Source organism: Sphingomonas sp. ABOLE, from assembly GCF_003950455.1.
In the GTDB taxonomy this organism is placed as follows: domain Bacteria; phylum Pseudomonadota; class Alphaproteobacteria; order Sphingomonadales; family Sphingomonadaceae; genus Sphingomonas; species Sphingomonas trueperi.
In genome coordinates, this window is record NZ_QQWY01000043.1 from 25188 (window position 1) to 39454 (window position 14267).

Genomic DNA, 14267 nt, shown 5'->3' on the forward strand with positions numbered 1-14267 from the left:
GGCACGCATTCTCTTGACCGCCGTTCTGCTGCTCGCCGCCTGCGACAAGGCCGAGATCGCTCCAAATGCCACGCTCGGCGAGGCGGCGGCGCGCGGGAAGGCGGCGGCGGCGCGTCTTGGCTGCGGGGCCTGCCACGCCATGTCGGGCATCTGGCCGCAGGGCAAGACCGGCCCTTCGCTTGTAAGGTTCGCAGAGCGGGGCACGATCGCGGGCCGCTATTCCAATCGCCCCGATAATCTGGCTGCCTTCCTGCGCGATTCTTCCGGCACGGCGATGCCGACGGTTCCCATGACCGCGGCGCAGGCCGACGACATCGCGGCGTTCCTGCATGAGCAATAGCGCGACTCCGCAGGCCGCGCTCGGCGGCTGGCCGCCGGCGGTTCTCGATCCGGCCGGCCCCTATGCCGAGCCCGTCACCCGGCTTGCCTGGGCGCTGCTGATGGGCGGCGCGGGCGTATTGCTGATCGTCCTCGCCGCACTGGCGATAGCGCTTTGGGGCAGACCTGTCCTTCGCCAGCGGCTGGGCGGCGACCGGGCGATCTGGATCGGCGGCGTGGCCTTTCCGGGCGTCGTGCTGACGGCTCTGCTGGTCTGGGGTCTGTGGCTGACCGGCAGCCTGCAGGCGACGGCAGCACAACCGGGCGAGATGCGCGTCAGGGTTACGGGCGAAATGTGGTGGTGGCGCGTGACATATCTCGGCGAAGGCGGCGAGCCCGTTATCCGCGATGCCAACGAATTGCATGTTCCCGTCGGGCAACCGGTCCTGCTGGAACTGGAATCGGCGGACGTGCTCCACAGCCTCTGGGTGCCCCGGCTCGCCGGCAAGATGGACATGATCCCCGGTCGTCGGAACCTGCTGCGCATTCGCGCCGATCGCCCGGGCACTTACGGCGGGCAGTGCGCGGAATATTGCGGCGGCGCCCACGCGTTGATGGGCTTGGTCGTCGTCGCGCATACGCCGGAAAGCTTCGCCCGCTGGCGTGCCGAACGCCTTGCACCGCCGCGTCCCGCTTCGGGGCGAGGGCCCGAACTGTTCCTCGCCAGCGGCTGTGCTGGCTGCCACACCGTGCGCGGCACGCCCGCCAACGGCACCGCCGGTCCCGACCTCACCCATGTCGGCGCAAGGCGATCGCTGGGCGCGGGCATCCTGCCCAACAATCGCGGCACGCTGGCAGGCTGGATCGCCGACAGCCAGACGATCAAGCCCGGCAACCGCATGCCCAACTACAAGCAGTTCAGCCCGGACGATCTGAACGCGCTGGCCGACTATATGGAAAGCCTCAAATGAGGTCGGAGACTGGGTTCGACCCCGATCTCTACCAGCGGTTCCCGACGCAGGAGGAACGCCCGCCCGAAGAAGAGGAGGAACTGCGCCGTATCTGGTGCGCGCCGCGCGGCTGGGAATATCTGACCGTCGTCAACAACAATTATGTCGGCATCTTCTATCTCGGCACCGCCTTCCTGTTTTTCCTGCTGGCAGGCGTGCTGGCGCTGCTGATGCGGGTGCAACTGTCAGCGCCGCTGATGGAGGTGCTGCCGCAGGCGACCTACAACCAGGTCTTCACCATGCACGGCACGGTGATGATGTTCCTGTTCGCGGTGCCGATGGTCGAGGCGGCGGGCGTGCTGCTGCTGCCGCAGATGCTGGCCGCGCGCGATCTGCCCTTCCCGCGCCTATCGGCCTACGCCTTCTGGGCCTATGCTGTGGGTGGCCTGGCCTTTTTCGCCTCGCTGTTCGTCGGCCTCGCCCCCGACGGCGGCTGGTTCATGTACCCGCCCTTTACGTCCAAGGCCTATTCGCCCGGCATCAACGCCGACTTCTGGCTGCTGGGTATCGGCTTCATCGAGATTTCGGCGATCGCCGGCGCGATCGAGATCATCGTCGGCGTCCTGCGCACCCGCGCGCCGGGCATGAGCCTCGACAGGATGCCGATCTTCGCCTGGGCCATGCTGGTCTTCGCGGTGATGATCATCATCGCCTTTCCCAGCGTGATCCTGGCGACGCTGCTGCTGGAGATCGAGCGCGCCTTCAACTGGCCCTTCTTCGACGCGGCGCGAGGCGGCGATCCGGTGCTATGGCAGCATCTGTTCTGGTTCTTCGGCCATCCGGAGGTCTACATCATCTTCCTGCCCGCCGCCGGCATGATGAGCATGATCGTGCCCACCGTCGCGAAGGCGGAACTGGTCGGCTACCGCCTGATCGTGCTGGCCATGATCGCCACGGGGTTCATCAGCTTCGGCGTCTGGGCGCATCACATGTTTACCGTCGGCCTGCCGCCGATGACGACGGGCTTCTTCTCCGCCGCGTCGATGGCGGTCAGCCTGCCGGCGTGCATCCAGGTGTTCTCGTGGATCGCGACGCTGGCGATCGGCAGGCCGCGCTTCAATGCGCCGGGGCTGTTCGTGCTCGGCAGCATCGTAATCTTCGTGACCGGCGGGCTGACCGGTGTCATGGTCGCGCTGGTGCCGTTCGACTGGCAGGCGCACGACACCTATTTCATCGTCGCGCACCTGCACTATGTGCTGATCGGCGGTATGGTGTTTCCGCTGTTCGCGGCGATGTACTACTGGATTCCGATGGTCAGCAGCCGCGCGATGAGCGAGCGGCTGGCGAAATGGGTGTTCGGCCTGATGTTCACCGGCATGAATGTCGCCTTCATGCCGATGCACCTCGTCGGCCTGATGGGCATGCCGCGCCGCGTCTACACCTATCTGCCCGGCAGCGGCTGGGACATGCTGAACCTCATCTCGACGATCGGGGCTTTCCTGTTCGCCTTCGGCGTCCTGCTGTTCCTGATCGACCTGGTGCGAAATTTCCGCATGGCGCCGGGCGGCGGCAATGCCGGCAACGTCTATGGCGCTGGCTCGCTCGAATGGCTGCCGACCGAGCTTTATTCGACGCGCTCGATCCCGGTGGTGAAGAGCCGCGAGCCGCTATGGGACGATCCGAAGATTTCCGACGATGTCGAGCAGGGCCGCTATTTCCTGCCGCGCTCGGCCACCGGCCTGCGCGAGACGATCGTCACGAGCCCGCTGCTGGCCGAGCCGCAATATGTCCAGATCATGCCCGGTCCCTCGGTCTGGCCGCTTGTGGCGGCGATCTTCACAGCCTTTTTCTTCCTCGCACTGACGGTGCAGGCCTATATGTTCGGCCTCGCCAGCGGCGTCATCACCATCATGGCCATGCTGCGCTGGCTGTCCGAAACCGATCGGCCGATCGCGCAGGGCGAGGTTGACATCGGCGCGGGCATCATGGTGCCGACCTATATGACCGGCCCGCGCAGTCATGGCTGGTGGGCGATGGTCATCCTGATGATCGTCATGGCCATGATCTCCGCCATGGCGATGTTCGGGCTCGCCTTCCTGTGGAGCAACCAGCCGGCCTTCTGGACCTCGCCGGCATCGCTGGGCGGAGGCGCGCCCATCGCGCTGGGCTACGGACTCGTCGTGGCCGCGGCCGCGGCGTCCCGCTGGCTGCATCGCATCGGCAAAGGCTGGGCGGTCGTACCGGTTCTGTTGGCGGGAGTCGCGACGCCGCTGCTGACCTTGCTCGATATCCGTCTGTGGAGTGCCGTGCTGGCCCCCGACGCCAGCGGCCAGGGCGCGGCGGTGTTCGCGATCCTTTCGCTGCAGGGCACCGTCGCCGCGATCGGCCTGCTGTTCGCCGCCTATCTGGGCTGGCGGGCGCTGCGTGGGCTCATCACGCCGACGCGCAACAGCACGCTGGACCTCGCCTGCCTGTTCATCGGCTATTGCGGTGCGCAGGGACTGGTCGGCACGCTCTTCACCCGAGCCGTCGGCGCGTGAGAAGCTGGCTCATCCTGCTCGGCGGGTTCCTCGTCTGGACCGTCCATTTTTTCGGTCTCTATCTGATCGCGGAGTTCGCGCCGGCGGCAACGCTCGTTATCGCGCTGACCATTCTCTGCATCATCGCCGACCTATGGCTGCTGCGCTGGCTTCGCGGGATACCATGCTCTGAGGCCTTCGCGCAGTGGCGGCGGTCGGTTGGCATGGCTGGCGCTGTGCTGAGCCTCCTCGCTGTGCTTTGGCAGGGGTTGCCCATCATGCTTGCCTGACGCTCGCAGTCAAGAAGAACCATCAGACACCGATGCTTTCTGCCCCTCTTCGCATTTCACCATCGATACCTGCACATCATGTTTGCAATAACCCGGCATCTCTATTCAGGACATCAGTTCTTCGATCGCCAGCAGTCCCAGAGACCCAACGAAGAACATCGCGCTGATCAGCGAGTTGTCGGGCCGCGCATGTGCCTGTACTAGCAACTCTTTAGTGACGAGATAGAGAAGCGCCATAAGTCCGAAGCTGAGAAAGCCGACGATGACCGGTGCCGGGAGTGTCGCAACCGGCAGCGCGATCGCAGCGCCCAGCGGAAGCAGCAAGCCGAGTCCGAACACGGTCGCGATGACGCGCAGCTTCGATTCCATGGCCTCGTTGAGCTCGGCCGTGACCGTCAGGCTCAAAAAGAGCACTTCCAGCGTCAAGGCGACAGTCAGGAGGACGCCCGCCTTTTCGCCTGCGACAAAAGCCAGACCGAGAACGAGGCCATCAACCAGTATGTGGATGTCCACTGCACTTAGGTTGGCCACCGGACTGTCCCGCGCCCTTCACCTTCCTTCAGAAGCAGCATGACGCCTACGCCGACGGCACCGTCGACGAGTGTGGCGAAGGGCGAGGCATCATGCTTGATCTGCGACAGGATCTCGGTCGCAGCCGCGGCGAACACGACGCCGGACGCCAGATGCTGTACTGCGCTGACGAACCCAGCGCTCGGACGTCTGACCACGGAAAGGACCGCGCCTGGGAGAACCGCCGCAAGCGGAATTGACGTATAAGTATTGCCGACCTCGCCGGCCTTTGATCCTAACGCTATCCGAGCCCCTGCACGATGCCGATGAAGACGGCGATGATGACCAGAATGCTGATCAGGAGCGGTCTTTTCAGACGCGGGTCGGCGACATTGCCGATTCGCGCCGCTACTTGCCATGCCGGGCGAAGCGGAACGCGGCAGGAGCCGGAAGCGATCCGGTCGAACTGCGCGTCCGAAAGACCGAAGAACGCTTTCATCGCGCCGCGGGATCGGCCCTTCAGACCTGTGACCCGAAATACGGGATCGGCCCACGCGATATCGATGGCGCTCGGGTTCGATACCATCGGTATGACTTCACGACCTGACGCCCATGAAGGCCGCAAGAGCCCGATAAGCTGAAAGGGATTGCGGTCGAATAACGCGGCCCAGCGCTCCAGCCGCGCCCGCCGGCCATAAGGTTCGAGCGCGGGATCAGAGGTGGTGCGGCTGGCGCGCGCAGGAAAGTGATGTTTCAGGCGTCTCGTCGACGACGCATCGTCGCTCACGGCGGCGTGGCTTCGCCGGGAATGGCCGCGCCGACCCACGGGCTTTCAGTCGAACAATTCGCTCAAGAAGCTCTTGCGGCGACCACGATGGCCACGCTCGTAGCCATGCTTCCCTCCATGATCGCCATGGCCGCGACGGTCATCGAACACGCCTGCGCGCCCTCCGCCGGACCACTCGTCGCCAGTCGGGCGCGCTACGACATCGCCCATATTGCGCTCGATGATCTTATCGAGTTCGCCCCGGTCGAGCCAGACCCCGCGACATTGCGGGCAATAGTCGATCTCGATGCCCTGGCGCTCACTCATGACCAGGTCGACCCGGCAGGTGGGACACAGGAGACCTGGCGCTGCACGGTTTTCCATTATGGCAAATCCTTCTCTCTTGCTCAGATCGAGCACAATTGCGCGCATCCTCATATAGCCTTGATAGCAGGCTTCCTCTCTAACAAATCGCAGATTCGGGTGGGGCCTTATGCGCCAACATGAAAGATCGTCGGAAGGATCGCAGCGTGCGGCTTGCACGGGGCCGGCTGCGCTTCTCTCGACCCACGGTTCGCGTGCGTTTCAATGACCGCCTTTCGCTGCAGTGGTCTGTCCGTCCCTGTTTCGCAAGTCATTGTGCATGGCCGTGGCCGCGACTGCTGCATGGCCCATGGCCACGCTGATCTGATCCAGCGCCATTACGATATCGCCAGCGGCATAGACACCCTCCATGGATGCGCGCTGCTTGGTATCGACGACGATGCAGCGATCGTCGCTCAGTTCGATATCAAGATGCCTCGCGAGCGCATTGTTGGTGTCGGAGCCGAGCGCCGGATAGATCGTGTCGAACCGCAATTCGGTGTCATCGATCAGATGCACCACCACCTGATCGCCGGAGAAATCCAGCCGGTCGAGCGTGCTCGACGCAACTACAATACCCGCATGGCTCAGACTTTCCCGGTCGCTGTCGTCGAGCTCGGTGGATTGATGCGCGAGCAGCGTGATCCGATCCGAAAAGGTTCGCAGGAACAAGGCTTCCGCCACCCCATGCGTATCAGCGCCGATGACCCCGATCGACTGGTCGCTTGCCTCGAAGCCGTCGCAGACAGGGCAATAGCGCAGAAGCCCCCGATCGAGGGCGTCCCGATGGGTGTCCTCGTTCATTTCCGGACGCCGGTTCTCCACGCCCGTCGCAATCAGGATCTGGCGCGCGGAAATGCTCAGCCCCTCAACGCGAGCGGTGAACGCATCCGCGGACCCTTCGATCACGTCTACGCGGCCGGCCCTGATCGTCGCGCCATAGCGTTCGGCCTGGGCACGCATGCGAAGGAGAAGAGCCTCACCGCCGATGCCGTCCGGGAAACCGGCATGGTTGTGCGAAAGCGGGATCCACTTCGCGCGGCTATGGCCTTCATCCACCACGATGACCCGGCGGCGATAGCGCGCGAGATAGATGGCGGCGGTCAGCCCTGCCGGACCGCCGCCGATAACCAGAGCGTCATAACAATCTTGCGTCATATTGTCCGCGGCTTCCTTTTCGAGCGGCCCGGGCGTTTGGTTTCCGAGCCCACCGGATCAACCCTGTAGTGCACGGCAAGATGGATCACGGGCGGCGGTGTCCTCATCCGGGCAGTCGCCGCACAGGCGGTTGGCCGGAACGGCGACATCGATCTGCTTGGGGTAAGGCAGGTCGAGGTTCGCCATGATCTCGATAAACTGTTCAAGTGTCTTGCCGCCGCCTACGCGAGGGTTTCGCTCGCGCTCCTGGGCCACGGTCGTGACGTGGCAATGCTTGTAATCATGCGCGGGGTATACGAGCGTGTCGTCGGGAAGAGTGAATAGCTTCTCGTGGATCGACCGATACAATGTGCCCGCATCGCCGTTCTGAAAGTCGGTCCGCCCGCACCCGTCGATCAGGAGAGCATCGCCAGTGAACACCCTGCTCGCATCGGGCCGGTCGATCAGGTAGCTGTGATGCGCGTCGGTGTGACCCGGGGTGAACAAGGGTCGCAAGATCAGGCTGCCCACGCTGAGCGGGTTCATTTCATTCACGGCGATGTCGGCACAGGCCAGGCCGTCCATCTCCGGATAGGCGATCTTGCATCCCGTTAGGCTCCGAAGCCGACAGGCCGAGGTGACATGGTCCGCGTGAATGTGTGTTTCGAGCGTATACGCAAGGGTCAAGCCGTGCTGCTGCAGGACGGACAGGTCGCGATCGACCATCTCGCATACCGGGTCGATCAGCACGGCCAGTCCGCTATCCCGACATCCGATCAGATAGGTGTAGGTGCCCGACTCCGGCTCGAAGAGCTGACGGAAAATCATAACGCTCGGCAGGCGCCAGACACTGGCGCGCCTCGCTCAGTTATGCAGCAAGGCCGCCACGGCTGCATCGCTACAGAACGCGCTATGAGCTGAAAAGTTGTCGGGATGTCCCGACATCGCATGTTCGGCTTCAGAGCAGCGCTTGAATTAGATGATGTCATCTCCAACCATATCCCATTCCCAAAAGGTGTCATCTCACTCAAGGTCTGTTACTCGATGGCGTAGACCTTGGTGCCCGCAGGTCCGAAGCTGAGGACCTTGAAAGGCGCAGTCTTCGGCCCGGCCATACCGGGAGAACCAGACGGCATTCCAGGCAGTGCAATCCCGCGAATGGCCGGCTTCTCGCGCAGCATGCGCTGCACCACATTGACCGGCACATGTCCTTCGACGGCATAGCCGCCGACTATCGTAGTGTGGCAGCCCCGAAGCGCTTCGGGCACGGCCCTGCGCGCCTGGACCGAAACATCATTGCCGGTCGGGACCACCGCGATGTCCATTCCTGCACGTCGCAGCGCGGCGGCGTGACCGTCGCAGCACCCGCAGCCGGGATCCTTGTACATCACACCGCCGATGGTCCCAGCCTCGGCAGGCGCGGCCACAATTGCCCCGAGGAGGGCCAGCATCGCGACTTTTCTCAGCATAGGTAGCTCCTTCATCCGCACCGTCCGTTCAATCCAACGGCACCGCAACGGCCGGACGGACCGCCCTGAATTGTGGCCAGGCCTGGCGCAGCACGCGTATCGCGGAGCGGAAGAACAGGATCGCGATGATCACGCCCACAAGAATATCGGGCCAGGCGGCATCTGTCGCATAGACGCCCGCTGCCGCAATAAGCACGCCCGTATTGGCGATGACGTCGTTGCGCGAGCATTCGAACGTGCTCGACAGGTTCACGTCGCGGTGACGAAACCGGTAGAGCAGCGCGAGACAGGTGAGATTTGCGGCAAGCGCGATCAGGCCGAACAGAACCATTGTCCCGGCCACCGGAGTCACACCGTTCACCAGCTTCGATGCGGCCTCGAACATCACCCAAATGCCGAAAGCAGCGATGATCCCGCCCTTCGCGAGGGCCGCCCCCGCACGCCACCGCAAGCTGCGCTGAAGAGCATAGAGGCTCAGGATATACACCAGCGCATCGCCGAGCATGTCGACGGAATCGGCCATCAACGCGGTGGAATTGGCCAGAAGGCCCGCAGTGAACTCGGCGACGAACATGGCGAGGTTGATGGCGAGTACGATCTGCAGCACGCGCTTGACGTCCGAATGAGCCCCTAGCGCAGCAATCTCCTGCTCTTTGGCGGAACAGCAGTCGTCACCACTGAAATGCCCGCCTGCTTCATCAGGCACGCGCGGCGCCTCGCAGGTGGACGCAGCTTTGTCGTCTTCAGCCGGTTCCGGGCAGCAAGGGCTGGATGCCTTTGTCAATGCCGGGCCCGACGACGAGCATGCCGGCAAGGCTGTTCCAGGCGTCGCCACAGGCTTGTCGCAGGCCGACACCTTCGGATCTTTACCACCCCCTTCGCAGCACTCTTTCATGACACGCTCTTCGGTTTTCAATGAGACCTCGATTGCTACTTAAGTCCTATAGCTGCTATAGGTTCAAGGCCATGCGACAGAATCTTTCCATCGGGGCCTTGGCTACCGTCACCGGATGCAAGGTCGTCACAATCCGCTACTACGAGAAAATCGGGCTGCTCGCCGAACCCGGCCGAAACCGGGGCGGGCATCGGATCTATGATCGGCGGCATCTCGAACGGCTCGTTTTCATCCGGAAAGCTCGTGAACTCGGCTTCCCGCTTGGCACCGTGCGCGAACTCCTGTCCCTGTCGGCACGACCGGTGGAAGCTCCGTGCTCCGAGGTGGATTCCATAGCAATCGCGCGCCTTGCCGAAGTCAGGGGGAAGATCGCCGATCTCAAGGCGCTTGAAGCCACGCTCTCGCGCCTCTTGACGCAGTGCGGTCACACTACGCTCGACGACTGCCGCATTCTGGACGCCTTTCGCGCCGATCCGGATATGACAGTGTCGGGATGAGGCGATCGCCCATCGCGCCGCTCTTGCGGGCCCGAGCCTAATCCTGCGGTTGCGGCGTGATTCTCAGATAGGGCTTGAGTGTCCGCCATCCCTTGGGAAACTTGCCTCGAGCCTCATCGTCGCTGAGCGATGGCACGATGATGACGTCTTCGCCCTGACGCCAGTTCACGGGCGTCGCCACGCTATGCTTGGCGGTCAGTTGCAGGGAATCGATTACCCTGAGGATTTCCTCGAAATTGCGGCCAGCCATGGCCGGGTTGTAACGTCATGTTCAATTCCTCGCGTTTTTTGCGAAGCAACTTGCCGACGCGATCTCTTCGGTCGCACATGGGCCATGGTCGGCCGACGAAGGTTCAAAGGGTGCCAGATTGGCCGCTCACTTCCATCTTAGGGTGGGAATTATAGGCCGAGAAAGGGGTGTCGAGATGACAAAGGCCGATCCGGAGCGCGCGTCCGCATCGCGAGCAATGCGCAGTGGCTATAGACCAAACCAGCTTGCGAGATCAGGGCACTGGTCGCCCCAATTCCACCATCGGCTATTGACGCGCAGAGCCTGATAACCGTGGATCTAAAGTATCCTGAGACACGAAATTTCCTCGCGTTGGTAGATGAACGGCCGTTCGCTGATGCGTTCCGGCTAGGTTCAGCCTGATCACTCCATCACATGACGCATGGCGTGAAGCCAATGTTCGATTGAGGAGATGGTCGATGAAACGCGTTTTTCTGGCAGCGGCTGCGGCGATGTTGTCGCTGCTTGCCGCGCCGGTCGCGATGGCGCAAGGGCACGGCGGTAATCGTGGCGGGCATGAGGCCCCTCGTCACGGTTCAGGACATGGTTCGTATAACAGCTACGGCTCCTATGGGTACGGGAACTATGATCGCCACCAGCAAAGCTGGAACGTCCCGCGCTACGATCGCCATGCCTATCGCGACAATTACCGCCGAGACCGTCACGAGCGACGCGGGCACGATCGCCCTCGCCGTCATCACCGATAGTCAGGGATGACCCCACGATCCGCCCCATTGGCTGGCTGAGCATGCGATGGTGCGAATGTCGATGGGCGGCTGAGGGGAGCATCAGCGATCGTTAACAGATTGTTGGGTGCTCTGGCCGAATTGGCTGTTTGTCAAAATGCGCGACGAGAGAAACTCGCGGCATCGGCCTGCTTCCACCATTTCGCGAGACGCTCGTCGCGTGCACCGTCAATCATCTCGCCCGCCGCGACGAAATGATAGACCTCATCCATCGTGCGCATCTCCATCGCGCTGATGCGCTGCCTGAAATTGTCCGGACTGAACTCGTCGGGTGATTCGAGGCCGCAGGCCACGACGATGTCGTGCAGGGCGTTGAGCGTTGCCTTCTGAAACCGTGCGACGCGCGCCGCCTTGTCTTCGACGACCAAGCCGCGCTGGCGGGCGGGTGACTGTGTCGCCACGCCTGTCGGACATGTGTCGGTATGGCAGCGCAGTGACTGAACGCAACCGAGCGCGAACATGAAGGCGCGTGCGGCGTTGCACCAGTCCGCCCCAAGCGCCGCGTTCATCGCGATCGACGCACCGGAATTGACCTTGCCGGAAGCCGCCAGCCTGATCACCGGCTTGAGGTTTGCGCCGACGAGCGCGTTGCGCGCGAGGATCAGGCCCTCGCGGAGGGGCATACCCACCCTGTCCGAAAGTTCGATCGGTGCTGAACCGGTGCCGCCTTCAGCCCCATCGACGACGAGGTAATCGACCAGAATGCCAGTCTCCAGCATGGCTTTGACGATCGCGAACAACTCGTGCGGATGGCCGATGCAGAGCTTGAGGCCGACCGGCTTGCCGCCGGACAGCTCGCGCATCTTCGCGGCGAACTCGACCAGTTCGATCGGGGTTGAGAAGGCCGTATGGTAGGCGGGCGACGCACAGTCTTGCCCCGCGGGGACATCGCGCACTGTGGCGATCTCGTCGGTCACTTTCGCAGCGGGCAAGAAGCCGCCATAGCCCGGTTTCGCGCCCTGGCTGAGCTTGATCTCGGTCATCACGACCTCATCGCGGCGGGCGGCATCTCGAAAAGCGAGCGGATCGAAACGCCCTTCTCGGTCGCGGCATCCGAAATAGCCCGATCCGATCTCCCAGACGACATGGCCTCCATGCTTGAGATGATGGTCGGAAAGGCCGCCTTCGCCGGTGTCGTGATAAAAGCCGCCGATCTTTGCCCCGAGGTTGAGGGCTTCGATCGCCCTGCCACCGAGCGATCCGAAGCTCATCGCCGAGATGTTGAGCCGCGCCGCCAAATAAGGCCGGCTGCATTGATCGGTGCCAACCGCAACGCGGGTACAGCCTTGCGCCTCTCGCGACGGCGCGATCGAATGGGCGAGCCATTTGTACTCGCGGCCATAGACGTCGAGTTCCGTGCCGAAGGGATGGCTGGAATTGTCGCCTTTGGCCCGAGCATAAACCAGCGCGCGCTCATCGTGGCTGAAGGGCCGCCCGTCGAGGTCGCTTTCGACCAGGTAGGCCCAGTCGGCCCGAATCTGCGATTTTGGCCAGGTTGAAGAACGAACACTGAACGCTTGATTGATTCTACCAGGACCGTTGCTGACCACCGACCTCGTAGATATCGGCTTCCATGGAGCAATTGTAGCTCTCTGCGATGTTGAACATCTCGGAGAGGAGGCTTTGGATTTCCTCATCAAGGGAAATGCCATCCGGATCGGGGTCATAGGCGACGGTCAGTTTGTAATCACAATTGCCGTTTTTTACCATGGCGTAGTCGCGTTCCAGCATCGCCTCAATCCGCTCCCGAGCGGGTTTTCTACCTCTTCCACGCTTGTTGAAGTTCTCGATAATCAGATGCAGGGCGATGCTGGCAGTGGGCGGCTTTTCCGGCAGTTTGGTCTTTGACGGAATAATGTCGAGCGCCCGATAGACGGTCATTCGTGAGACCTTCAGGTCGCGGGCAACGCGGGCCTTGCTGGCGCCGGCGGCAAGGCGACGGCGGATTTCATCGTCATCGACGTTCTTCTTCCGGCCTTTGTAAACGCCTTCGGCGCGCGCCGCTTCGATCCCGGCGCGCTGACGATCCTTGATGAACTTCAGCTCCATATCGGCGACCATGCCGAGTATGGTGATGACCATTCGCCCCATGTCGCCCGCCGTCGTCACCTCTGGCTCAAGGATGCGCAGCGAAGCTCCCTTTTCATCAAGCTCATGCACCAGGTTCAGGACATCGCGCGTGGAGCGGCCGAGCCGGTCGAGCCGCAGCACGACCAGCTCGTCGCCGGTGTGCATAAACTGCATGATCGTTTCCAGTTCCGTGCGCCCGCTCCGCGAGGCCCCCGATCCGGTCTCGGAACGGATAATTTCGCAACCTGCATTCTTGAGGCGGCCAATCTGGATATCCAGATCCTGGTCCGTGGTGCTGACGCGGGCATATCCGATACGAGCCAAGTGCAAAATCCGTCACATTAGGGTGGCTCTTGCAGTGTATCGTCACATTGAGCGCAAACCCACCCTTTTGTGACAGACGAATGGTGTCACTCGGCCCTATCACTCTGGGGTGTACCCAAATGTTATAGGCCGATCAGCCGCCTCACGCTGCAAGCCGTCCAAAATCAATCCGGTCGTTCAGGTCGAGGTCGAAGCGGCCATAAAGGTAGCCGACTGGCTCAAATATATCGAAAATGGCGCGGCAAAATCGGGCACCGCCGATCCGATGGGCACCTATGACTTTACATGGATGTGGGAAGAACTGGGGCTTAGCGACCTCCGGCGGTAACGGCCATCATACGGTTCTTGAAATGTTCTCGCTTAGCGTTGTCTGGCGTACCTTCCACGCGATGCCCTCTCCCTCAGAAAAGACTCTATGCCTTCACGCCCAACGCGACGCCGGCCAATGTGCGAGCGCTGGTCGGAGGTAAGATCAATGAACCGCTCATCGAGCGCAACTGGCCCGACATCCTGCGCATCATGGCGACGATCGCAGCGGGGATCGTCGCCCCCAGCCAGATTCTTCGCAAGCTCGCCTCTTACCCGCGCCAGAATGAGCTGGCCCTCGCATTGCGAGAGGTGGGCCGCATCGAGCGAACCCTGTTCATGATCGACTGGATTCTTGATGCCGGCCTCCAGCGCCAGGCTCAGATCGGCCTCAACAAGGGTGAGGCCCACCACGCCCTAAAGCGCGCCATCAGCTTCCACCGCCGAGGTGAAATCCGGGATCGATCCGGCGAAGGCCAGCACTATCGCATCGCCGGAATGAACCTGCTCGCCGCCATCATCATATTCTGGAACACCATGAAGCTCGGCGAGGTCGTCAATACCCGGGCCGCCAGCGGTACCCATATCGCGCCTGATCTACTCGCCCACGTCTCGCCGTTGGGATGGGAACACATCAATCTAACCGGGGAATATCGCTGGCCCAAATCCTTAGACCCAATGACCGTCATTCGCCTCGCGCTTCGAGGCAGGTGGGGCGTAAGCTCAGCTTGTCAGGAAGGAGAAGGACAATGTCGATCAGCAAGTTTGTCGGTCTCGATGTCCATAAAGAGACGATTGCAGTTGCGCTCGCCGACGAT

At 62.4% G+C, this 14267-nt stretch carries 14 protein-coding genes and 3 pseudogenes; 7 read left to right on the plus strand and 10 right to left on the minus strand.

The window, feature by feature from the left end; genetic code table 11:
* Positions 1–13 precede the first annotated feature (13 nt).
* Genes CA234_RS25060 through CA234_RS20140 form a run of 4 tightly spaced genes read left to right on the plus strand, consistent with a single transcriptional unit; the run spans position 14 to position 4077 of the window.
* Entirely contained in the window at positions 14–340 is a 327-nt protein-coding gene (locus CA234_RS25060; protein WP_241213605.1) for a c-type cytochrome, read from the plus strand.
* On the plus strand, positions 330–1289 hold the full coding sequence (locus tag CA234_RS20130; RefSeq protein ID WP_126002601.1) for a c-type cytochrome: 960 nt from the start codon (positions 330–332) through the stop codon (positions 1287–1289). Before CA234_RS25060 ends, CA234_RS20130 begins: the two co-directional genes overlap by 11 nt.
* Entirely contained in the window at positions 1286–3808 is a 2523-nt protein-coding gene (locus tag CA234_RS20135) for a cbb3-type cytochrome c oxidase subunit I (protein WP_126002602.1), read from the plus strand. Before CA234_RS20130 ends, CA234_RS20135 begins: the two co-directional genes overlap by 4 nt.
* Positions 3805–4077, plus strand: coding sequence for a hypothetical protein (locus tag CA234_RS20140; RefSeq protein WP_126002603.1), 273 nt, complete (start codon positions 3805–3807; stop codon positions 4075–4077). The genes CA234_RS20135 and CA234_RS20140 overlap by 4 nt, the downstream gene beginning before the upstream one ends.
* A 105-nt stretch (positions 4078–4182) precedes the next feature.
* On the opposite strand, the pseudogene CA234_RS20145 reads toward CA234_RS20140, so the two are convergent.
* The 7 genes and pseudogenes from CA234_RS20145 to CA234_RS20175 all read right to left on the minus strand — a co-directional run bounded on the left by CA234_RS20145 (position 4183) and on the right by CA234_RS20175 (position 9238).
* Positions 4183–4892, minus strand: a pseudogene (locus CA234_RS20145) (transporter).
* Positions 4889–5374: a hypothetical protein gene (locus CA234_RS20150; RefSeq protein WP_241213606.1), complete on the minus strand. Its 486-nt coding sequence runs from the start codon at positions 5372–5374 to the stop codon at positions 4889–4891. Before CA234_RS20150 ends, CA234_RS20145 begins: the two are co-directional and overlap by 4 nt.
* Positions 5375–5419: 45 nt before the next feature.
* Positions 5420–5680, minus strand: a complete 261-nt coding sequence (locus CA234_RS20155; RefSeq protein ID WP_241213608.1) for a zf-TFIIB domain-containing protein — start codon at positions 5678–5680, stop codon at positions 5420–5422.
* A gap of 258 nt (positions 5681–5938) precedes the next feature.
* Entirely contained in the window at positions 5939–6874 is a 936-nt protein-coding gene (locus tag CA234_RS20160; protein WP_126002604.1) for an NAD(P)/FAD-dependent oxidoreductase, read from the minus strand.
* A gap of 57 nt (positions 6875–6931) precedes the next feature.
* Entirely contained in the window at positions 6932–7681 is a 750-nt protein-coding gene (locus tag CA234_RS20165; protein WP_126002605.1) for an MBL fold metallo-hydrolase, read from the minus strand.
* A gap of 209 nt (positions 7682–7890) precedes the next feature.
* Entirely contained in the window at positions 7891–8322 is a 432-nt protein-coding gene (locus CA234_RS20170; protein WP_126002606.1) for a DUF411 domain-containing protein, read from the minus strand.
* Positions 8323–8350: 28 nt separating this feature from the next.
* Positions 8351–9238 carry a cation diffusion facilitator family transporter gene (locus CA234_RS20175; RefSeq protein ID WP_241213607.1) on the minus strand — a complete coding sequence of 296 codons (888 nt, stop codon included), beginning with the start codon at positions 9236–9238 and terminating at the stop codon, positions 8351–8353.
* A 50-nt stretch (positions 9239–9288) separates the two neighbouring features.
* Here CA234_RS20175 and CA234_RS20180 point away from each other — a divergent pair, with 50 nt between their 5' ends.
* Entirely contained in the window at positions 9289–9714 is a 426-nt protein-coding gene (locus CA234_RS20180; protein ID WP_164521888.1) for a helix-turn-helix domain-containing protein, read from the plus strand.
* A gap of 37 nt (positions 9715–9751) precedes the next feature.
* On the opposite strand, the pseudogene CA234_RS20185 reads toward CA234_RS20180, so the two are convergent.
* Positions 9752–9970, minus strand: a pseudogene (locus CA234_RS20185) (peroxidase); the annotation flags it as partial.
* 452 nt (positions 9971–10422) lie between these two features.
* Here CA234_RS20185 and CA234_RS24480 point away from each other — a divergent pair.
* The gene (locus CA234_RS24480) at positions 10423–10710 is read left to right on the plus strand and encodes a hypothetical protein (protein WP_164521889.1); all 288 of its coding nucleotides are present in this window, start codon (positions 10423–10425) and stop codon (positions 10708–10710) included.
* A 131-nt stretch (positions 10711–10841) separates the two neighbouring features.
* On the opposite strand, the gene CA234_RS20190 is transcribed toward CA234_RS24480, so the two are convergent.
* Positions 10842–12299, minus strand: a complete 1458-nt coding sequence (locus CA234_RS20190) for an FMN-binding glutamate synthase family protein (protein ID WP_017503703.1) — start codon at positions 12297–12299, stop codon at positions 10842–10844.
* Positions 12277–13143 carry a recombinase family protein gene (locus CA234_RS20195; RefSeq protein ID WP_004212898.1) on the minus strand — a complete coding sequence of 289 codons (867 nt, stop codon included), beginning with the start codon at positions 13141–13143 and terminating at the stop codon, positions 12277–12279. The genes CA234_RS20190 and CA234_RS20195 overlap by 23 nt, the downstream gene beginning before the upstream one ends.
* 396 nt (positions 13144–13539) lie before the next feature.
* Between CA234_RS20195 and CA234_RS20205 the strand changes: the two are divergent.
* Positions 13540–14115: pseudogene (locus CA234_RS20205) on the plus strand (Tn3 family transposase); the annotation flags it as partial.
* Positions 14116–14267: the final 152 nt, after the last annotated feature.

Excerpts from the sequence above, each read along its gene's own strand:
- CA234_RS20130 (WP_126002601.1), top strand. The coding sequence starts at position 330 with ATGAGCAATAGCGCGACTCCGCAGGCCGCGCTCGGCGGCTGGCCGCCG.
- CA234_RS20135 (WP_126002602.1), top strand. The coding sequence starts at position 1,286 with ATGAGGTCGGAGACTGGGTTCGACCCCGATCTCTACCAGCGGTTCCCG.
- CA234_RS20155 (WP_241213608.1), bottom strand. The coding sequence starts at position 5,680 with ATGAGTGAGCGCCAGGGCATCGAGATCGACTATTGCCCGCAATGTCGC.
- CA234_RS20160 (WP_126002604.1), bottom strand. The coding sequence starts at position 6,874 with ATGACGCAAGATTGTTATGACGCTCTGGTTATCGGCGGCGGTCCGGCA.
- CA234_RS20165 (WP_126002605.1), bottom strand. The coding sequence starts at position 7,681 with ATGATTTTCCGTCAGCTCTTCGAGCCGGAGTCGGGCACCTACACCTAT.
- CA234_RS20170 (WP_126002606.1), bottom strand. The coding sequence starts at position 8,322 with ATGCTGAGAAAAGTCGCGATGCTGGCCCTCCTCGGGGCAATTGTGGCC.
- CA234_RS20180 (WP_164521888.1), top strand. The coding sequence starts at position 9,289 with ATGCGACAGAATCTTTCCATCGGGGCCTTGGCTACCGTCACCGGATGC.
- CA234_RS24480 (WP_164521889.1), top strand. The coding sequence starts at position 10,423 with ATGAAACGCGTTTTTCTGGCAGCGGCTGCGGCGATGTTGTCGCTGCTT.